Source organism: Candidatus Streptomyces philanthi (assembly GCF_059553635.1).
Genome location: NZ_JCANQV010000014.1, coordinates 17,756 through 37,730, shown reverse-complemented (window position 1 = coordinate 37,730; position 19,975 = coordinate 17,756). Strand labels below are relative to the sequence as shown.

At 73.2% G+C, this 19,975-nt stretch carries 15 protein-coding genes; 12 read left to right on the top strand and 3 right to left on the bottom strand.

What is annotated here, in order from left to right; translation table 11 throughout:
- Nucleotides 1-2,095 (bottom strand): transglycosylase domain-containing protein (locus AC51EU_RS03930; protein ID WP_496265206.1); only part of this gene is annotated, 2,095 nt, incomplete at its 3' end.
- A gap of 375 nt (nucleotides 2,096-2,470) precedes the next feature.
- Here AC51EU_RS03930 and AC51EU_RS03925 point away from each other — a divergent pair.
- Genes AC51EU_RS03925 through AC51EU_RS03915 form a run of 3 tightly spaced genes read left to right on the top strand, consistent with a single transcriptional unit; the run spans nucleotide 2,471 to nucleotide 5,140 of the window.
- Nucleotides 2,471-3,265, top strand: a complete 795-nt coding sequence (locus AC51EU_RS03925) for an ABC transporter permease (protein ID WP_496265205.1) — start codon at nucleotides 2,471-2,473, stop codon at nucleotides 3,263-3,265.
- A gap of 43 nt (nucleotides 3,266-3,308) precedes the next feature.
- Nucleotides 3,309-4,130 (top strand): ABC transporter permease, encoded by an 822-nt coding sequence (locus tag AC51EU_RS03920; RefSeq protein ID WP_496265207.1) that lies wholly within the window; start codon nucleotides 3,309-3,311, stop codon nucleotides 4,128-4,130.
- Nucleotides 4,131-4,168: 38 nt separating this feature from the next.
- Nucleotides 4,169-5,140: an ABC transporter ATP-binding protein gene (locus AC51EU_RS03915; RefSeq protein WP_496265204.1), complete on the top strand. Its 972-nt coding sequence runs from the start codon at nucleotides 4,169-4,171 to the stop codon at nucleotides 5,138-5,140.
- A gap of 4 nt (nucleotides 5,141-5,144) precedes the next feature.
- On the opposite strand, the gene AC51EU_RS03910 is transcribed toward AC51EU_RS03915, so the two are convergent.
- Nucleotides 5,145-6,452, bottom strand: a complete 1,308-nt coding sequence (locus tag AC51EU_RS03910; RefSeq protein WP_496265203.1) for an SGNH/GDSL hydrolase family protein — start codon at nucleotides 6,450-6,452, stop codon at nucleotides 5,145-5,147.
- Nucleotides 6,453-6,575: 123 nt separating this feature from the next.
- On the opposite strand from AC51EU_RS03910, the gene AC51EU_RS03905 reads away from it, so the two are divergent.
- From AC51EU_RS03905 to AC51EU_RS03880, 6 genes are all read left to right on the top strand, one after another.
- Nucleotides 6,576-8,078, top strand: a complete 1,503-nt coding sequence (locus tag AC51EU_RS03905; RefSeq protein ID WP_496265202.1) for a DUF445 domain-containing protein — start codon at nucleotides 6,576-6,578, stop codon at nucleotides 8,076-8,078.
- Nucleotides 8,079-8,152: 74 nt separating this feature from the next.
- Entirely contained in the window at nucleotides 8,153-8,395 is a 243-nt protein-coding gene (locus AC51EU_RS03900) for a DUF3311 domain-containing protein (RefSeq protein ID WP_496265201.1), read from the top strand.
- Entirely contained in the window at nucleotides 8,392-9,909 is a 1,518-nt protein-coding gene (locus AC51EU_RS03895; protein WP_496265200.1) for a sodium:solute symporter family protein, read from the top strand. The genes AC51EU_RS03900 and AC51EU_RS03895 overlap by 4 nt, the downstream gene beginning before the upstream one ends.
- Before the next feature lie 161 nt (nucleotides 9,910-10,070).
- Nucleotides 10,071-10,376, top strand: a complete 306-nt coding sequence (locus AC51EU_RS03890; RefSeq protein WP_496265199.1) for a DUF6412 domain-containing protein — start codon at nucleotides 10,071-10,073, stop codon at nucleotides 10,374-10,376.
- 119 nt (nucleotides 10,377-10,495) lie between these two features.
- The gene (locus tag AC51EU_RS03885) at nucleotides 10,496-11,209 is read left to right on the top strand and encodes a YidC/Oxa1 family membrane protein insertase (protein WP_496265198.1); all 714 of its coding nucleotides are present in this window, start codon (nucleotides 10,496-10,498) and stop codon (nucleotides 11,207-11,209) included.
- Between the two features lie 131 nt (nucleotides 11,210-11,340).
- Nucleotides 11,341-13,050, top strand: a complete 1,710-nt coding sequence (locus AC51EU_RS03880; RefSeq protein WP_496265197.1) for a choice-of-anchor A family protein — start codon at nucleotides 11,341-11,343, stop codon at nucleotides 13,048-13,050.
- 442 nt (nucleotides 13,051-13,492) lie between these two features.
- On the opposite strand, the gene AC51EU_RS03875 is transcribed toward AC51EU_RS03880, so the two are convergent.
- Nucleotides 13,493-14,635 (bottom strand): Gfo/Idh/MocA family oxidoreductase, encoded by a 1,143-nt coding sequence (locus tag AC51EU_RS03875; protein WP_496265196.1) that lies wholly within the window; start codon nucleotides 14,633-14,635, stop codon nucleotides 13,493-13,495.
- Nucleotides 14,636-14,690: 55 nt separating this feature from the next.
- On the opposite strand from AC51EU_RS03875, the gene AC51EU_RS03870 reads away from it, so the two are divergent.
- The 3 genes from AC51EU_RS03870 (at nucleotide 14,691) to AC51EU_RS03860 (ending at nucleotide 19,523) form a co-directional block, all read left to right on the top strand.
- Nucleotides 14,691-15,860, top strand: a complete 1,170-nt coding sequence (locus AC51EU_RS03870; protein WP_496265195.1) for an ROK family protein — start codon at nucleotides 14,691-14,693, stop codon at nucleotides 15,858-15,860.
- A 1,545-nt stretch (nucleotides 15,861-17,405) separates the two neighbouring features.
- The gene (locus tag AC51EU_RS03865; RefSeq protein WP_496265194.1) at nucleotides 17,406-18,512 is read left to right on the top strand and encodes a hypothetical protein; all 1,107 of its coding nucleotides are present in this window, start codon (nucleotides 17,406-17,408) and stop codon (nucleotides 18,510-18,512) included.
- A gap of 231 nt (nucleotides 18,513-18,743) precedes the next feature.
- The gene (locus tag AC51EU_RS03860; protein WP_496265193.1) at nucleotides 18,744-19,523 is read left to right on the top strand and encodes an HAD-IIA family hydrolase; all 780 of its coding nucleotides are present in this window, start codon (nucleotides 18,744-18,746) and stop codon (nucleotides 19,521-19,523) included.
- Nucleotides 19,524-19,975 lie beyond the last annotated feature (452 nt).

Here is a 19,975-nt window from a genome sequence, read left to right as displayed (position 1 = left end):
TGGGCTCGTCGGAGGGGGCGGTGTCCGACGGCCCGGTGGCGGGCTCGTCGCCCGGGGTGGCGGTGTCGTCGGAGGACGAGGCGGAGCCGCCGTCCACGGGCTGCTGGACCGGTCCGCCGTCCGACGCGCGCAGGTCGAAGTCGCGTACCGGCTTCCCGGCGAGGGCGGCCCGGGTGTAGTCGCTCCAGATCTGCGCGGGGAAGCCGCCGCCGTTGACGCGGGGCAGGCCCGCGGCGCCGTAGAGCGGTTCCTGGTGGGCGGTCTTCGGGTTCTGGCCGAGGACGGCGACGACGGTCGCGAGGTCGGGGGTGTAGCCCGCGAACCAGGCGGCCTTGTCGTCCTCGGCGGTGCCGGTCTTGCCGGCTGCGGGCCGCCCGGCGGCCTGCGCGGCGGTGCCGGTGCCGCCGTCGACGACCCCGCGCAGGACGGCGGTGGTGGTGTCGGCGGCGCTGCGGCCCACGGCGGTGTGTTCGGCGCGCCGGGGCAGTTCGATGTCCTCGCCGTTGCGGGAGACCGCCTCGACGAGGGTGTAGGGCCGCTGCTTCCCGTGGTGCGCGAAGGTGGCGTACACCTGGGCCATGTCGAGCACGCTGGGGGTCGCGGTGCCGAGGGAGACGGCGCCCTGGGAGGTGGCGAGGCTGGGGGTGCTCTCGGGGATGCCGAGGGCGACGGCGGTCTTCTTGACGCGGTCGGGGCCGACGTCGATGCCCATCTGGGCGAAGACCGCGTTGACGGACTTGTCCATGGCGTCGGTGACGGGGATCTGACCGTAGGAGCGGTCGTCCTCGTTGGCGGGCGCGAAGCCGGTGGGGGTGCCGCCGCGGGTGAGGGTCATGCGTTTGTTGGTGCCGTCGTAGACGGTGTTGGCGGTGATCGGGACGCCGCCCTGGGTGGTGGCGTTGTTCTCGACGGCGGAGGCGAAGACGATCGGCTTGAAGACGGAGCCGACCTGGTAGTCGCGGCGGGTGGCGCCGTTGACGTACTGCTTGGCGTAGTCGGTCCCGCCGTACATGGCGACGACCTTGCCGGTCGCCGGGTCGACGGAGGCGGCGCCGGCCCGGACGTAGGAGTCGACCTTCCGGTCGTCGCTGAGCCGGTCGCGCAGCCGGGTGTCGACGGCCTTGACGAGGGCGTCCTGGCGGCGCTTGTCGAAGGTGGTGGTGATGCGGTGGCCGCCGGCCTGGAGGGCGCGTTCGTCGAGGATGTCGTGGTCGGCGAGGTAGGTCTTGACGGCCTCGACGAGGTAGCCGCGCTGGCCGGAGAGGCCGGTGGGGGCCTTGTGGTTGGTGGGCTTGGGGAACTTCATGGCGTCCCGTTCGGACCTGGTGAGCCACTTCTGCGACACCATGCCGTCGAGGACGTAGTGCCAGCGGGCCAGGACGCGCTGCCGGTTCTCGGGGTGCGCGGTGAGGTCGTAGACGCTGGGCGCGTTGAGCAGGGACGCGAGGTAGGCGCCCTCGGCGGTGGTCAGGTGCGCGGCGTCCTTGCCGTAGTAGGCGTGGGCGGCGGCCTGGATGCCGTAGGCGTTGCGGCCGTAGTAGCTGGTGTTGAGGTAGCCCTCCAGGATCTCGTCCTTGCTCGCCTCGCGGTCCAGCTTGATGGCGATGAAGAACTCCTTGACCTTGCGGGTGAGGGTCTGCTCCTGCGCCAGGTAGTAGTTCTTGACGTACTGCTGGGTGATGGTCGAGCCGGACTGCTTGCCCTTGCCGGTGAGGGTGTTCCAGCCGGCGCGGACCATCGCGGCCGGGTCCACCGCCGACTCGGTGTAGAAGTCGCGGTCCTCGGCGGCCAGGACGGCGCGCTGGACGCTCTTGGGGACCTGGCGCAGGGCGATGTTCTCGCGGTTGACGTCGCCGTCGCGGGCCAGTTCGGTGCCGTCGGCGTAGAGGTAGACATTGGTCTGTGCCTCGGCGGACTCGTTGGCCGGGGGGATGCCGACGAGGAGGTAGCCGGCGACCAGGGCCCCCGTGAGGGCCAGCAGGGACAGCAGCAGGGCGCCGAGGCACACGCGCAGGACGCGGCGCCGGGGACGGGTCCTCCTGCCCTTCCCGGCCCTGCGGCCCTCGGTGCCGTGCTGCTGGGGAGCGTCGCTCATGTCTGGTGGGACTCCTCGGCCGACGCCGGGGGTGGTACCGCGGCGGATCGGTGGCTGACGTCAGGTGTTACGGGCGTTACGCATGATTCGCGCGGTACGCCAGAACAAGTGGATCTCATCCGGAACTAAAACGCTCGTCCGATAAAAGCCTCTCGTCCGATAAGAACTGTCGCATCATCCGATCCGCCCCGGCGCGTCGGCGCGCACCCGTAACCGCTCCGTGATCGGCTGATCGGTGCCGCCCGCACACCCGGCCGGGTGAAAAAGGCGTGGCGCCCGCGCCGCCCGCCCCGCTAGGCTCCGGACCTTTGTGCCGCGCCACGGGAAGCCGCCCGGCGCGCGGCGTCCCACGGACCAGGGGAGGGGAGCACGCACGTGGTGTACGCAGCGGTGACGGCCGGCGGATTCCGGCGGTACGCCACGTACCGCGCCGCCACGATGGCCGGCGTCTTCACCAACACCGTCTTCGGCTTCATCGTCGCCTTCACCTACATCGCCCTGTGGCACGAACGCCCCCACCTCGGCGGCTACGACCAGGCACAGGCACTCACCTTCGTCTGGACCGGGCAGGCCCTGCTCGCGGCGTCCGCGCTGCTGTTCGGCGGCCTGGACGAGCTCCAGGAACGCATCCGCACCGGCGATGTCGCCGTCGACCTCTACCGCCCCGCCGACCTCCAGCTGTGGTGGCTGGCCGCGGACCTCGGCCGGGCCGGGTTCCAGCTGCTCGGCCGCGGGGTGGTGCCGATGGCGGTGGGCGCCTGCTTCTTCTCCCTCGCCCTGCCCGCCGACCCGGTGACCTGGCTGCTGTTCCTGGTGTCGGTGCTGCTGGGGGTGGTGGTGAGCTTCGGGGTGCGTTATCTCGTCGCGCTGGCCTCCTTCTGGCTGCTCGACGGCTCGGGCCTGGCCATGGTCAGCAGCCTGGCCACCCTGTTCTTCTCCGGGATGCTGCTGCCGCTGCGGGTCTTCCCCGGGGAGTTCGGCGAGATCGTGCAACTGCTGCCGTGGGCGGCGATGCTCCAGGTCCCGGCCGACGTACTGCTGGGCGTCCGCACCGGCGGCGCCCTCGTGACAGGACTGCTGTTCCAGGCGGGCTGGGCGGTGGCGCTGCTGGCACTGGGACGGCTGGTGCAGCGGGCGGCCACCCGGAAGGTGGTGGTGCAGGGTGGATGACCCCGTACGGGAGGAACGGCGCACGGTCTTCGCGGACCGCCCGATGGGCCGGATCGCGGTGGCCGCCCAGGGACTGCGGGTCTACGGGCTGGTCGCCCGGATGTGGATACGGTCGACGCTCACCTACCGCGCCTCGTTCGTGATGATGGCGGCCGGGAACTTCGTCGCGAGCGGCCTGGACTTCGTCGCGATCCTGCTGATGTTCTCCCACATCGACGCGCTCGGCGGCTTCTCGCTTCCCGAGATCGCCTTCCTCTACGGCACCTCCGCCGTCTCCCTGGGCCTGGCCGACCTGCTGCTGGGCAACACCGAACGGCTCGGGGCGCGCGTGCGCGACGGCACGCTCGACACCCTGCTGCTGCGCCCCGCCCCGGTCTTCGCCCAGCTCGCCGCCGACCGCTTCGCGCTGCGCCGGCTGGGCCGGATCGTCCAGGGCGTGCTGGTGCTCGGCTGGGCGCTGTCCCGCCTCGACGTGGACTGGACCGCGGGCCGGGTCCTGATGGTGCCGCTGATGCTGGTGTGCGGGGCGGCGATCTTCGGCGCCGTCTTCACCTTCGGCGCGGCCTTCCAGTTCTGGGCCCAGGACGCGGCCGAGGTCCAGAACTCCTTCACCTACGGCGGCACCACCCTGCTCCAGTACCCGCCGACGGTGTTCGCGAAGGAACTGGTGCGCGGCGTCACCTTCGTCGTCCCGCTCGCCTTCGTCAACTGGCTGCCCGCACTGCGGCTGCTGGGGCACGACGATCCGCTGGGGCTGCCGGGCTGGGTGGACTTCATGGGACCCGCGGTGGCCGCGGTGATGTGCGCGGCGGCGGGACTGGCCTGGCGCCACGGCGTCCGCGCGTACCGGAGCACGGGAAGCTGACGGCACGACATGACCCGTAAGGACAGGAGGAGACGACGGTGAGCGGCGCGGACGACCGGCTGATCGAGGTGGACGGCGTCGAGAAGGTCTTCTCGGTACGTCGCAAGGCGGGCCGGCTGCGGCGGGTGCGCGAGGAGGTGCGGGCGGTGGACACCCTGACGTTCACCGTCCCGCGCGGCGAGATGGTCGGCTACATCGGCCCCAACGGCGCCGGGAAGTCCACCACCATCAAGATGCTGACGGGCATTCTGATGCCCAGCGGCGGACGGCTGCGGGTCGCCGGCATCGACCCCTCCCGCGAGCGCACCCGCCTCGCCCGCCGCATCGGCGTCGTCTTCGGCCAGCGCACCACCCTCTGGTGGGACCTGCCGCTCAAGGACTCGTACGCCCTGGTCCGCCGCATGTACCGGGTCCCGGACACCGTCTTCCGCGCCAACTTCGAACGCTGCGTGGAACTGCTCGACCTGGCACCGCTGCTGGACGTCCCCGTACGGCAGCTCTCCCTCGGGCAGCGGATGCGCGGCGACATCGCGGCGGCGCTGCTCCACGACCCCGAGGTGCTCTACCTGGACGAGCCGACCATCGGCCTCGACGTCACCAGCAAGGCCAAGGTCCGCTCCTTCCTGCGGCAGGTCAACGACGAACAGGGCACCACCGTCCTGCTGACCACCCACGACCTCACCGACATCGAACAGCTCTGCCGCCGGGTCATGGTGATCGACCACGGCCGCCTGGTCTACGACGGGCAGCTCACCGGGCTCCGGGAGGCCGGCGACGGCGAACGCACCCTCGTGGTCGACCTGGAACGCGAACTGCCGCCCATCGAGGTACCCGGCGCCCGCACGGTCAAGGTGTCGGGGCCGCGCCAGTGGCTGGCCTTCCCCGCCGACCGCAGCGCGGCGCCCCTGGTGGCGGCGGTCGCCGAACGCTACCCGCTGGTCGACCTGTCGGTGCGCGAACCGGACATCGAGGACGTCATCGCCCGGCTCTACGCCGGCGCGTCCGCCTAGGGCCTCACAGCGCGGCGGGCACCGGCCCCTTGAGGTCGTCCAGGTCGAGCGCGCGGGCCATCGCGCGGTAGCCCGCGTCGCTGGGGTGGAGATGGTCGCCCGAGTCGTACGACGGGCGCAGCCACCGCGGCCGCAGGGGATCGCGCAGCGCCCGGTCGAAGTCCACGACCGCGTCGAAGACCGTCCCGGAGCGGATGGTCCGGTTGATCTCCTCGCGGACCGCCTCCAGCTCCGGGGACCAGCCGCGGTGCCCGGCGACCGGGGTGATCGTGCCGCCCGTGACCCGCAGCCCCCGGGTGTGCGCCTCGGCGACGAGCCGCCGCATCCCCGCGACGACCTTCCGCGCGTCGAGCTGGTGGGGCCGCTTGAGGAGGTCGTTGACGCCGACCTCGACGACCACCGCCCGCACCCCCGCCCGGGAGAACGCGTCCCGCTCCACCCGCGAGAGCATGCTGGGGCCGTGGTTGGGGGAGCGGCCGCCGTCGAGGAGCAGGCGGTTGCCGCTGATGCCCTGGTTGAGGACGCCGTAACGGGGCGCGCCGGGCTCGGTGCGCAGCCGGGCGGCGAGATGGTCGGTCCAGCGCTCGTTGGCGCCGGCGGTGGAGGTGATGCCGTCGGTTATCGAGTCGCCCAGCGCCACCACCGCGCCCTGCGCCTCGTCGCTCCACACGTCCACACCGGTCAGATAGCGCCAGTACGGGCTCTGCCCGGTGTACGCGACGCCGCTGGTGTCCTCCGTACGGTCGCCGTGCGCCATGTAGGAGGTCTGCCGGGCGTGGGGGTGGTAGGTGACGGGGCCGGACGGGGTGGGGGAGTACGTCGTGACCAGGAGGTCGGCGGCGGGCGGGACGGCCAGGCGCACCGGGTCGCTGGTGATCGCGCCGCCCGCGGGGACGGTCACGGAACTCTGCCCGCCGAACGTCAGCCGGCGCATCGTCCCGGCCGCCGCCGTGGGATTGCCCGGGGCCGCGGCGAGCGCCAGGGAGGCATGGGTCACGGGCAGCGGGCGGGTACCGAAGAGATTGGAGAGCTGGATACGGGCGCTGGTGCCGCCGATGCTGGTGTGCACGACATTGCGCAGGGAGCTGCCCGCGTAGCCGTCCGCCGTCCCCGGCTCCGGGGCCGCCGCCGAGGCCGACCACGTCCCGACCCACTTCCCGGTCGCCGCCGGGGCCGCCGGGCCGCGCGCGGAGTGCCCGGCCGTGCCCCGGTCGCCGCCCCGGCCGCCGAACCCGGCGAGGATCGCGGTCGAGACCAGCACCACCACCGCCGCGAGACCGGCGAGCAACGCGTACCCGGCACTCTTCTTCATGCGGGAGGGATCTCCTGGAAACTGCGGAGCGACGGCTCCTGGCGGGCAGGGACGGCCGGACGGCGCGCCCGCGTCCGGCCCCGAGCGGCGCCGTCGCCGCCCCGGTCGATCGCTCATGATCCCATGGCGGACGGCGGGCCCCGTCGGCACCCCGGGGCCGCCCCGGGGACACAGGGGAACTCACGAACGGTTCCAGGAGTAGGTCACAGTGGGACATACGGCCGCAACCGGCCGGATGTACGGGGGACGGCAGCGCCGGTCCCGCCGCGCGGCACCGGGCCGCGGCGGCGGGGGCACGGCGGGAACGGAAGAACGGTGGAACGCACGCAGACGGACACGGCAGCGGCGACCGGCCCGGCCACGGGCTTCGCCCACAGCGCCGCCGACGAGGAGAAGCGGCGCGGCGTACGGCGGATGAAGACGCTGGCCACCGGCCTGCTGCTGGGCGTCGCCGTGATCTACGTGCTGGCGACCTGGGCGGGTGCCTCCGGCGCCGGCGCCTGGACGGGATACGTCGCGGCCGCCGCGGAGGCCGGGATGGTCGGCGCGCTGGCCGACTGGTTCGCGGTGACCGCGCTGTTCAAACACCCCCTGGGAATCCCCATCCCGCACACCGCCATCATTCCGCACAAGAAGGACCAACTCGGCGAGAGCCTGGGGGAGTTCGTCGGCGAGAACTTCCTCTCCGGCGAGGTCGTACGGCGCCGCCTGCGGTCGGTCGGCATCGGCCGCCGCCTGGGTGCCTGGCTCGCGCAGCCCGAGAACGCCGACCGCGTCACCGCCGAACTGTCCACCGCGCTGCGCGGCGCCCTCACCGTCCTGCGGGACTCCGACGTCCAGGCCGTGGTCGGCGAGGCGATCACCCGCCGCGCCGACGCCCAGGAGATCGCGCCCGGCATGGGCGCCATGCTGGAGAAGGTCGTCGCCGACGGCGGCCACCGCCGGCTGGTCGACCTGGTCTGCGCCCGCGCCCACGACTGGCTGGTCCTGCACGCCGACTCCGTCATGGCCGCGGTCTCCGGCGGCGCCCCCGGCTGGACCCCCCGCTTCGTGGACCGCAAGGTCGGCGACCGCGTCTACAAGGAGCTGCTGCGCTTCGTCACGGAGATGCGGGACATGCCCGACCACCCGGCCCGCGGCGCCGTGGACCGCTTCCTCACCGACTTCGCGGCGGACCTGCGCACCGACCGGGAGACCCGCGCCCGGGTGGAGCGCCTGAAGTCGGAGGTCCTCGGCCGCGCCGAGGTGCAGGACCTGATCGCCTCGGCCTGGGGCGCCGTCCGCACCATGATCGTGGCGGCGGCCGAGGACGAGCGCAGCGAACTGCGGACCCGCGCACGGGCCGCGCTGCTCTCCCTCGGCGCCCGCCTGTCGGCCGACGGGCGCCTCCAGGGCAAGGTGGACGGCTGGCTGGAGGGCGCGGTCGTCTACGTGGTCACGACGTACCGGCACGAGATCACGGCCCTGATCACCGAGACCGTCGCCGGCTGGGACGCGGAACACACCTCGAAGAAGATCGAGGCACACATCGGACGGGACCTCCAGTTCATCCGCATCAACGGCACGGTCGTCGGCGCGCTGGCGGGCCTGGGCATCCACACCGTCTCGCGGTTGCTCGGCGGCTGAGGGACGCGGGCGCCGGGTGGCCGGCCCCCGACCGCCCTCCCGGATTCCGGGCGCCTCCTCTAGGCTTTTCCGACGTGCGAAACCAGTTCTCCGGCGGAAGCTCCCCCGGACCCCGAAAGCGCCCCGCACTGCTGTGGCTGCTGCTGCCCCATGTGCTGTTCGTGGCGGTGCTGCCCCTGGTGAACCGGGTGACGCCGACCGTGCTCGGACTGCCCTTCCTGTTCTTCTGGATGCTGCTGGCCACCCTCCTCACCCCCCTCTCGGTGTGGCTGGCCCGGCGCGGCGACCTCCGGCACGGCCACGGGAGCCGGACGTGAACGCCGCCGTCGCCACCACCGTCCTCGGCGGCTTCCTGCTGCTCACCGTCGTCCTCGGTCTGCTCGCCGTACGGGGCCGCGGCGCCGGCGGCGGGCTCACCGAGTGGTCCGTGGGCGGACGCAGCCTGGGCACCGCCTTCATCTGGGTCCTGATGGCCGGCGAGAGCTACACCAGCTTCAGCTACCTCGGCGCCGCCGGCTGGGGCTACAACTTCGGCGCGCCCGTCCTCTACGTCATCGCCTACATGTCCTGCGGCTACGCCATCGGCTATGTCGTCGGCCCGATGCTGTGGGCCTACGCCCGGCGGCACGGCCTGGTCGGCATCACCGACATCGTCGCGCACCGCTACCGCCGCCCCTGGCTCGGCACCGCCGTCGCCCTCCTCGCCACCGTCTGCCTGCTGCCGTACATCCAGCTCCAGATCACCGGCATGGGCGTGGTCGTCTCCACCGTGTCCTACGGGGCGATCAGCCTGAACTGGGCCTACTTCCTGGCCTTCGCCGTCACCACCGTCTTCGTCGTGGTCAGCGGGCTGCGCGGCAGCGCCTGGGTGTCCGTCCTCAAGGACCTCCTGGTCATCGTCACCCTCGGCTTCCTCGTCTGCTACGTGCCGCTGCACTACTTCGACGGCTTCGGGCCCTTCCTCGACCGGATCGTCGCCGAGAAGCCGCAGTGGCTGACCTTCCCCGGGCACGAGTCGGGCGGCCTGGGCCAGGGCTGGTTCGCCACCACCACCCTCGTCAACTCCCTGACCGTGGTGATCTTCCCGACCACCGTCGCGGGCTACCTCGGTGCCCGCAGCGCCGACACCCTGCGCCGCAACGCCCTCTACCTCCCCTTCTACAACGTGCTGCTCTTCGTGCCGATGCTGCTCGGCATGGCCGCGCTGTTCGTCGTACCGGGGCTGACCGGCGCGGACTCCAACCTCGCCCTGTTCAAACTGGTCGTGGACTCGCTCCCGGCCTGGGCCGTTGGCGTCATCGGGGCCGCGGCGGCGCTCTCCTCGATCGTGCCGATGGCGGTGTTCATGCTGGTCATCGGCACGATGTGGGGGAGGAGCGTGCTGGGCGCGGTACCGCGTCTGGCGTCCCGGCAGAAACTGTGGTCCCAGGTGATCGTGGTCGTCGCTGGAGCGCTCGCCCTCCTCCTCACCTACCTCGCCCCTACCACCCTCGTCCGCCTCTCCCTGATCTCGTACGAGGGCATGGCGCAACTGGTGCCGATGGTGCTGCTGGGTCTGGTGTGGCGGCGGTTGACGCTCACGGCGGCGGTGAGCGGCCTGGTGGCCGGCTTCACTCTGGTGTGCGCCCTGGTGTTCAGCGGCCACGACCCGGTCGGCGGCGTCAACGCCGGCCTCCTCGGCCTCGCCGTGAACCTCGCGGTCGCCCTCACCGTCACCTGGCTCGGCCCGCCCACCCGCGACGACGACCGGCCGGACGAGGACGTACTCGCCCTGGACGAGGAGTTCCCCCGCCGCGAACCGGAGCCCGCCGCCCCGGTCGCGGCGGGGTGAGCGGGGACGGGGGACGGACGGCGCCCCGGGCCGGCGCCCGAGGACCACACCCGTCCCCCGATTCCCCGCCGCCCCGCTCCACGGTTACCCTGGGGCGCGGACGACCGCCCGGCGCCGTCGTCCGCGCCCGCACGGGAGAGCACCACGGGGGGAGGGACCGGATGTACCGCATCGTCAACGCCTGGCGGCTGTACACCTGTGCGGTTCTCGTCCTCCTCGCCGGCTTCCTCCTCGCCCAGACCGGTCTGACGACCGCTCTGACGGCCGCCGCGACCACCGCCGCGGTCCTGCTGCTGTGCAGCGCCTTCCTCCTCGCGGCCGTCGCCCGCCCGCTGCCGCCGGGCCGCGTCCGTACCGCGATCCGGGACCGAGAACGCCGTACCGCGTTCCTGCCGCAACGCGATCCCGACGCGGCCGGCCGCCCCCGCCCCCGAGCACCGGGCCGTCCCCTCCCGACGGCCGCCTAGGCGCACCGCGGCACGGCCGGTCTCCCTCCGGGGCCGTCCTCCCTCTGCCCGCCGCGCCCGCGCGGCTCGTCACGCCGATCCATCGCACCGGCACGACGAGACCCGTGGAGGGCTCACCCATGTCCGTTTTCGGCATTCTCGGCGAGACGCTGACGCGTACCGCCACCCTGCTCGTCCCGCTCTTCGGCGGCGCGGCCACCGCCGCCGCCATCGTCCTGTTCACCCTCGCCGTACGCGCCGCCCTGCACCCGCTCGCCCGGGCCGCGGCCCGCGGCGAGAAGACCCGCGCCGCCCTCGCCCCGCAGATGGCCGCGCTCCGGCGCAAGCACCGGAACGACCCGGAGCGGCTGCGGCGGGCCACCGCCGAGCTGTACGCCGGGGCGGGCGCCTCGCCGCTGGCCGGCTGCCTGCCGATGCTGCTGCAACTGCCGGTCTTCTACCTGATGTACCGCCTGTTCTCCCAGGGCAGCGGCACGTTGCTCGACCACACCCTGCTGGGCGCGCCGCTCGGCGGACGCTGGGGCGACGCCCTCGCCGACGGCGGGGTGTTCGGTCCGCACGGCCTGGTCTATCTCGTGCTGTTCGCCCTGGTCGCGGCCGTCGCGACGTGGAACGTCCGGCGGGCGCGTGCCTCGGCGGCCGCCCGGCCCGCCCCGGACAGCGCGCCGCCCGGCACCGCCACGCTCACGAAAGCGGCGCCGCTGCTGTCCTACGTCACCCTGGTCACGGTGGCCGTGCTCCCGCTGGCCGCCGGGCTCTACGTGGTCACGACGACGGCCTGGACGGCCTGCGAGCGGGCCCTGCTGTTCCGCGACCGGCCCGCGGACGCGTGAGCGGCGCCGTGTGCGCGTGAGGCGGGGAACGGCGTCCGCTGGGTGACGATCTGACGTACATACGGGGAAAATCGTGCGACTCGCATCTAGTGGCGTATGTCCGGATACGGGTAGTTAGCATAGTTCCTGATATGGCAAGAAAAGGACAAAAACTGCTGAAGGCGGGGCTTGCGGCATTTATCGGTGTCGCCCTCGCCGCGCTGCTCGGCCTCGGCTCCGCCGTGGTCTTCGCGGACCCGCTGCCCGGGGGCCTCGGCCCATGCCTGGGAGCGGACTGCCCGAGCTCGTACCAGGACCCCAACAACGGGCCGATCGCCGGGCACGACGAGAACATCAACATCTTCGTGGGCGGTGACTACCGGGTCGGTGGCTCCGCCGCGGAGGCCGAAGGCAAGATCGTCACCATCGGGAACTTCTCGATGAACAAGACCTCCGGCTCCAGCGTCTACAACGTGGGCGTGGTCGGCGTCGGTTCGCGGGTCCCGCCGCCCAACGGCTCCGACTTCCTCACCGTCGGCGGCGACCTGACCGTCGCCGGGGGCCAGCGGCTGCTCGCCGAGGAGGGCGGCACCGCCGGCGTCGTCCGGTACGGCGGGACCCTGAGCGGCACCGTCATCCCCGCCCCGGTGCACGACCCCGCGGCCGCCGATCCCTACCGCGCGCTGCGGTCCGAGCTCACCACGTCGAGCGCCTGCTACGCCTACGTCGACGGCGCCTCGCGGCCCGCCACCGGCACCGCGGTCAACCAGGGGTACCAGACCCTCTTCCGCGGTGACGGCACCTCACAGCTCCAGGTCTTCAACGTCGACTTCGACATCGCGTCACCGACCGGCGGCGACCAGGGCATCGCCTTCGAGAACATCCCGGCCGGCGCGACCGTCCTGGTCAACATGCTCGGCACCAACCGCACCATCAGCACCTACATCGGCCACGACCTCCAGCCCCTGGGCATCCGGGAGCGGCTGCTGTGGAACTTCCCCGACGCGACCTCGGTCACCTTCAAGGGCGGTGCCCAGTTCCAGGGCGCCGTCCTCGTCGGCCCGCAGAACAGCACCACGACGGTGTCCGTGCCCGGGATGAACGGCCGGTTCTTCACCGCCGGTTCGCTGGACCACACCTCGTCCTCCGGCGCCGAGATCCACAACTATCCGTTCAACGGCGATCTCCCGTCCTGTGGGGCCGAGGTCCCGACACCGACCCCGACCGTTACGCCGACCACGCCGACGGCGACCCCGACGGAGCCGACGCCGTCCCCGACGGAGCCGACGCCGGGCCCGACGACGCCCACGGCGACCCCGACGACGCCCACGGCGACGCCGACCACGCCGACGGCGACCCCGACCACGCCGACGGCGACCCCGACCACGCCGACGGCGACTCCGACGAGGCCGACGCGGGGGCCCACGGAGCCGACGACCGGTCCGACGGAGCCGACGGAGCGTCCCACCGAACCGACGAGTCGCCCCACGCGGCCGACGGAGCGTCCCACCGAGCCCACGAGCCACCCGACACGACCCACCGGTCACCCGACCGAGCCCACGGGGCACCCGACCAAGCACCCCACCGGCTGGCCCTCCTCTGAGTCGCCCGGTGGCTGGGGCCATGGCGGGTCCGGTGGCTGGGGCGGCGGAGGCTCCGACGGCTGGGGTGACGGAGGCTCAGGTGGCTGGGGCCACGGCGGTTCCTCGGGCGGTGGCTGGGACGGCGGCGGTCACAGTGGTGACGAACAGCTCGCCACCAGCGGCGCCCTCACCAGCCCCTGGGCCGCGGGCGGCGCGGCAGTCATCATCGCCGCGGGCGCCGGCCTCGTCCTGCTGGCGAGGAAACGCCGCTCCAGCTGAGCCCTGAACGCGCCGGTTCCACCGGCCGTCCGACGCCCCAGGGCACCGGCCACCCCGCGTGGTCGGCTCCCTGGGGCGGACCGGACATCGCGACCGCGCCCGTGACGCCCGGGTGGCGTGAGGCGCGGGTGATGGCGTCCGCACATCGCGGACGCAGCTGATGGCGTCCGTCCTCTGCGGACGCCGCGGGCCCGGACCGCCACGCCCTGCACGGTGTGGCGGTCCGGCCCGCTTTCGTGTCCGTGCCTGTTGCTTCGTGTCCGTGCCTGACGCTCCGTCGGTGGCGGGAGTCTTGCCCGGAGGCGGGGCCGACCGGAGTGCCCTGGGGCCCGGCGACCACCCCGCCCGTCTCCGCCGCGAGAGCGCTCCGGCGCCCTGTACTCGTACGCCCAGCGCTGCCCGCTCCTCCGCCGCGCGTCCGAACAGACCCAGCCTCCCGCCCTCAGCCCTCGCCGCCAACCGGGACGGAACTCCCCTCCGCCGCGATCGGGACCGTACGCCCCTCCGCCGCCGAACGCTTCGCCGCCTCCAGAACGCGCAGGGCCGCAGCGGCCTCCCGTGCCGTCACCGGTGGCCGTCCGCCGTCGCGCAGGGCGCGGGCGACGGCCGCGTAGTAGGCGGGGTAGTCGCCGGGCAGGGTCTCCACCGGCGCGCCGCCGCCCGTCAGCGGGGACTCCCCGGCGCCCAACCGGCCCCAGCACTCCCGGGGCTCCACGCCCCAGGCCACCCCGTCGGCACCGGGCCGCAGGCCCTCGCGGAGCGCGGCCTCCTGCGGGTCGAGGCCGTACTTCACGAAGCCCGCCGCACTGCCCAGTACCCGGAACCGCGGCCCGAGCTGGGCGGCGGTGGCGCTCACCCACAGATGGGAGCGGACCCCGGAGGTGTGGGTGACGGCGATGAAGGTGTCGTCGTCCGCCTCCGCGCCCGGACGGCGGACGTCGGACTCGGCGTAGACCGAGGCGGCCGGGCCGAAGAGGGTCAGCGCCTGGTCGGCGAGATGGCTGCCGAGGTCGTAGAGCAGTCCGCCGATCTCGGCCGGGTCGCCCGACTCGCGCCAGCCGCCCTTGGGGCGCGGCCGCCACCGCTCGAACCGCGACTCGAACCGCAGCACCTCGCCGAGCGCGCCGTCCTCGACCAGCTTGCGCACCGTACGGAAGTCGTTGTCCCAGCGGCGGTTCTGGAAGACCGAGAGCAGCAGGCCGCGGGCGTCGGCGAGCACGGCGAGCCGTTCGGCCTCGGCGGCCGTCGCGGCGAGCGGCTTGTCGACGACGACCGGCACCCCGGCCTCCAGCGCGGCGGTGGCGAGCGGCACATGCGTCTTGTTGGGCGTCGCCAGCACGATGAGGTCGAGCGAGGCGGCACGGTCGAGGACCGCCTCGGCCGTGGCGACCGTACGTACCCCGGGGTGCTCGGCGCGGGCCTGCGCCTGACGGTCCGGGTTGCCGGTCGCGACCGTGTCGAGGCGGAGGCCTTCGGTGGTGGCGATCAAGGGGGCGTGGAAGACCGAACCCGCCAGTCCGTAACCGATCAGGCCGACGCGGAGCGGGTCGCGGGCGGCGGACGGGGAGCCGGTGGAGGTACGCATGCACCCACTTAAGCAACAGTGTTTCATAAGCGCAAGGGCCGGGGACAATGGGAGCGTGAACACCACGGCCAGTCACCGCAGCCCCCTCCGCCGGGCCGGCGCGCCCGGAGCCAACCTCCCCGCCCTGCGGGACCACAACGCCGCCCTGGTCCTCGGCCTGCTGCGGGACGCGGGCGGCGAGGGCGTCAGCAGACCGGAGCTCGCCACGGCCACCGGCCTGACCCCCCAGGCCGTCGGCAAGATCACCGCACGGCTGCGGGCCGCGGGCCTGGCCGCCGAGGCCGGCCGCCGCGCCTCGACGGGCGGCAAACCCCCGGCCGTCCTGCGTTTGGTCCCCGGCGCCCGCCACGCCATAGGACTGCACCTCGACCGCGACTTCCTCACCGCCGTCCTCACCGACCTCACGGGCGAACCGGTCGCCGTCCGCCACGCCCCGCTCGCCTTCGGCGCGGGCGCCAACCCGGTCCTGGACACCGCCGCCCGCGAGGTCGCCGCGGTACGCGAGGAGGCCGGCGCGTTCGAGGTCCTGGGCGTCGGCGTGGCCTGCCCCGGACCGCTCGACCACCACACCGGGGTACTGCACCGCGTGACCGGCGCCCCCCAGTGGGACGGCTACCCGTTGCGCGACGCGCTCGCCGACCGGCTCGGCCTGCCCGTCGTCCTCGACAAGGACACCAACGCCGCCGCCCTCGGCCTGACCCGCGACGCGCCCGACGACGCCTCGTTCGCCTATCTGCACCTGGGCACGGGCCTGGGCGCCGGACTGGTCCTCGACGGCACGCTCCACCGGGGCCCGCGCACCGGGGCCGGCGAATTCGGCCACCAGGTCGTCCAACTGGACGGCCCGCCGTGCGCCTGCGGACGCCGCGGCTGCCTGGAGGCGCTGTGCCTGGCGGCGATGGCGGACGGCGACCCGGACACCGCGGCCCGCGCCCTGGCCGTCGGCGCCGCCAACCTCGTGGAACTCCTGGACCTCGACCGTGTCCTCCTGGGCGGCCGCACCCTACGCGAACACCCCGAGACGTTCCTCCGCGCCACGACCCACGACCTGACCACCCAGGCCGCCACTCGCGGTCGCCCCGCCCCCGAAGTCATCCCCGCACCGGGAGGCACACGCACGGTGGCGGACGGCGCGGCCCACCTTGTCCTGGCACCGCTGTTCGGCCCACTGGGGCCTCGGTTCGGTACTCGGGGGGAGTTGGCTGGTTGGGAGGTGGGGGTGTAGGGGGCGGTGGGGTGCGGCTGGTTGGTGTTCGGGGCGCTGGGCGCGGTTGTTGTGGGCGGGTGCCTGGCAGGGCGTGTTCGAAGGCCGGCCGGTGTGGGGGCGTGACCGGTCGGTACGTGGTTGCCGTGCTCTGTCGCCCGCTCGGCGCCCCTCGCGGTGCGTCCGGCTGTCCGTGACGGAAAGCAGTCGATGCCGGAAAGCCAGCCGATAGGGCGGTAAAGCGCGGCCGGTCGGGTGCACAGCGGCGGCCCGGCGCCCCCGGATCGGGCACAACGGAAGGGACGTCGCGAACTGCGCCGGTCCCGCACCGCGCCGGCCCTGAACGGTGCCGGTCCGGAGAACGTGCTCAACGCTTCGGCGAGGGACGCCCGTTTGTGGGGCTCCGTGTCCGGGCGGGGGAACCGTGCTCCGGAGGCGGGTGTGCGGAACCGCGCGGCGGAGTGCCCCCGTGATGCGGGGAATCCGCCGTCACGCGTGGTTCCGATCCGGCGGCGCGGTGCGGTGGCGTGTCCATGCGGTGTGGGGGAGCACGTCGTCCCGCGCGGGCCTGGACCGGCTGGTGCGGTGCACCGCGTCCCGCACACGTCGTGCTGTCCCGTACGCGTCGTGCGGGCGGCCCGAAGCCGCCCCATCGCCGTACGGGGTGAACGATCCGAGCAGCGGAGGAGCGCCATGCGACCGTCCGTCAGCCGCTTGTCCGGCAGATACGCGTCGGACACGGCCGCTTCCGGCCGTCGGCCGGCCGACAGGCGTGTGCCCGGTACGTGCCTGGCCGGTACGTGCCTGCCCGGTGGGTGCCTGCCCGGTGGGTGTCTTTCCGGGGTGTGTCTGTCTGGTGCGTGTCTGGCCGATGGATGGTCCTCCGGCGTGCGCCTGTCCGGTAGGCGCTCGTACCACGGGAGTCCTCATGGTGGGCGCTCGTACGGTGGGCCCTCCGGTTCGCGCTCGGCTTGTGCGAGCCCTTCCGGCGGGTGTGGGGACGGCGTGAGCCCTTCCGATAGGGGGACGTTCGGGGTACGTCCCTTCGGTGTGCGTCGTTTGGGTGTGCGTTCCCGGGGCGCTGCTCGGGGAGTCGTTCGTGCCGTACAGGCGGCGCCGCACGCCCTGACTGCCGGACTGCTGGCCGGGTTGCTCTGCGGCGCGTTGCCTGCGACGGCACACGGCGCACCGGCAACCAGCGCGCCGTACGCCTGGCCTGCCACGTCTGCCGCATCCCCCCGATCGGCCAGGCCGGCCGCGTCCGCCACGCGAGCCACGTCCACCACTCGGGACACGTTCGCCCCGTTCGCCCCGCTCGCCACATCCGTTGGGTCCGCTGGGAACTCCATACCCGCTGGGAGTGCCACATCCGTCACCCCTCCTGCGTCTGCCGCGTTCGCCACACCGATCGCGTCCCCCGAGGAAGTCGCGCCCGCCGCATCCGCTGGGTCCTCCACCTCCGCATCCGCCTTCGCTGGCTCTGCCGTGTCCACAGCGGCACGCGGGCCGGCTTCGGTTGCGGCGTGTGGGCGGCCCGATGCCAAGGGGTTCCCCCTTGTCGCGCGGGTGCGTGGCGGCCCCAGCAGCTACCGGGCCGGTGGCGGTTGGGGCACCTGGTGGCTGGAGCTACGCAACACCACGGACGCGGCCTGCGAGGACATTCACCCGGTCGTGGTGCTCACGGACGAACACCACGGCCTGCAACCGCACCACATCCACCTGGAGTTCCACGACTCCGCCACCGGCACCTGGCACCCCGTCGCCTTCGAGCCCACCGACCACGGCGAACGCATCGGAGTGTTCGGCCGGGGAGACGAGGAGCCGGGAGGAGGTGGTGAGGCCGCTGGCGCCGACGGCGCTCTGGACCAGGACGGTGAGGCCCCCGGTGCCGGTAGCGCTCGGGACGGGGACGGCCAAGGCGCGGGAAGCAGGGTCGGCAGCCTCCAGGACGAGGGCGGCAAGACCGTGGAGCCCGATGCGAGGACGCCCCGAGACCCCGGTGAGGGCATGCCCCCTGGCGCAGCCACTGCCCCGGGCAACACCTCCCGGAACCGCACCGTTGAGAGCGTGGAGCCCAACGCTGGCATCACCCGCAACGGCAGCGCGGCCCCTGGCACCCCACGGGAAAGCGCCGACGAGACTACGGCCCCCCGCGCCGCCACACCCCAGGACAGCAACGAGAGCGCGCCCCCCGATGCCGCCACCCCGCAGGACGGCGGCAAGAGGGCGTCCCTCGCTACCGCTACCGCTACCGCCCGGAACGGCGGCCTGACCGTCCCGGCGCACGACACCTTGACCGTGCCGATCAGGACGCGGTTCGCGGAGGACACTCCGCAGGACCGGATCACCGCCAACGTCGCCGTCGTGCAACGACGCGAAGGCGACGGCGCATGGAACGGCCAGTCCGGCGACTACACCTTCACCGTCCTGCCGAGCACCGGCCCCCACACGGCCCCTCAACCGCATCCGTCATCCGCCACCCCCCACGGCCCCACCGCACTCCCCGTACCGCCACCGCAGGTCCACCGACCGTCGGTGAAACCCCCCTCCGGCCCGCCCTCGCAACTCGCCGCCACAGGGCAAGGCCCCCTACGCGCCCTCGCCCTGCTCGCCACCGGCCTACTCCTCGGAGGCGCCCTCCTCCTGGCCGGCACCCGCCGCCGGCACCCCTGAATCCCACACTGCGAAACCCCTCGCACACACCGCTGAACCCGCGCCCGCCCCCAGCCACGCCCCGCCACATCACCGCACCCCCACCCCCGCTCGTCAGAGTCGCCCCGCCCCCCCGCTGACTTAGGCTGGGGCACGTCGGCCGTGCGTACGAGACGTAGGGCATTCGTGCGGTGCGTGGTGCGTGCGGTGCGGTCGGCGAACCTGGTCAACCCGCACGGCAGGAGTCCGGCAGTGGCAGAGCGCAAGCCGATCGAGTCATGGCTCACCGACATGGACGGTGTCCTGATGCACGAGGGCATTCCGGTCCCGGGCGCGGACGCCTTCATCAAGCGGCTGCGTGAATCGGGCAAGCCGTTCCTCGTCCTGACCAACAACTCCATCTACACCCCGCGTGACCTGCACGCACGCCTCAGCCGTATCGGACTGGACGTGCCCTGGGAGTCCATCTGGACGTCCGCGCTGGCCACCGCGCAGTTCCTCGACGACCAGCGGCCCGGCGGCACCGCGTACGTCATCGGGGAGGCGGGGCTGACCACCGCCCTCCACGACATCGGGTACGTCCTGACCGACCACGCCCCCGATTACGTCGTCCTGGGCGAGACCCGGACCTACAGCTTCGAGGCGCTGACGAAGGCGATCCGCCTGATCAACGACGGTGCCCGCTTCATCGCCACCAACCCCGACGAGACGGGTCCGTCGGCGGAGGGCGCGCTGCCCGCCACCGGTTCCGTGGCCGCGTTGATCACCAAGGCGACCGGCGTCGATCCGTACTTCGTCGGCAAGCCCAACCCGCTGATGATGCGGCACGGCCTCAACGTCATCGGCGCCCACTCCGAGACCTCCGCCATGATCGGCGACCGGATGGACACCGATGTGCTGGCCGGTCTGGAGGCGGGCATGGAGACCTTCCTGGTCCTCACCGGCCTCACCCGCCCCGAGGACATCGAACGCCACCCGTTCCGCCCCTCCCGCGTCGTCGACTCCATCGCGGACCTGGTGGAGCTGGTCTGACGACGACGGGAGCTCGTCCGGCGACCACACCTCGGAGCGCATGACACAGGCTTCATGGCACACGAGGCATCCCGAAGACCGGCCGAGCCCCCGGCCCACCGGTGAGGCCGCCCGGCCCCGCCCCGGAGCGCTCGACGCAAACCCGTCGGACGCACAGGGGCCGGGCACACCGCCCTGCCCGCCCGCTGACCGTCCCCGTTCACCCCGGCGGCGCAGCACCGGACCGCAGCGGATGCGCGCGGCACGGACGGGGCGGACCTTCGGACTATGCGGAGGTTCACCATACGTTCATCGCGCCTCACCCTCGGTGCCGCCCTCATAGCCTGCGCGACAGCGGCATCCCCGACCCACGCCACCGAAGCCCGTCCGGCATCCGGGCAGGTCACCACCCCTGCGACGCTCCACGCCGCACACACGCGGGGCTCCGCCCCTCCCACGACACACGGCATACG

Excerpts from the sequence above, each read along its gene's own strand:
- AC51EU_RS03905 (WP_496265202.1), top strand. The coding sequence starts at position 6,576 with ATGGCGGACGGCGGGCCCCGTCGGCACCCCGGGGCCGCCCCGGGGACA.
- AC51EU_RS03875 (WP_496265196.1), bottom strand. The coding sequence starts at position 14,635 with ATGCGTACCTCCACCGGCTCCCCGTCCGCCGCCCGCGACCCGCTCCGC.
- AC51EU_RS03890 (WP_496265199.1), top strand. The coding sequence starts at position 10,071 with ATGTACCGCATCGTCAACGCCTGGCGGCTGTACACCTGTGCGGTTCTC.
- AC51EU_RS03885 (WP_496265198.1), top strand. The coding sequence starts at position 10,496 with ATGTCCGTTTTCGGCATTCTCGGCGAGACGCTGACGCGTACCGCCACC.
- AC51EU_RS03920 (WP_496265207.1), top strand. The coding sequence starts at position 3,309 with ATGGGCCGGATCGCGGTGGCCGCCCAGGGACTGCGGGTCTACGGGCTG.
- AC51EU_RS03880 (WP_496265197.1), top strand. The coding sequence starts at position 11,341 with ATGGCAAGAAAAGGACAAAAACTGCTGAAGGCGGGGCTTGCGGCATTT.
- AC51EU_RS03910 (WP_496265203.1), bottom strand. The coding sequence starts at position 6,452 with ATGAAGAAGAGTGCCGGGTACGCGTTGCTCGCCGGTCTCGCGGCGGTG.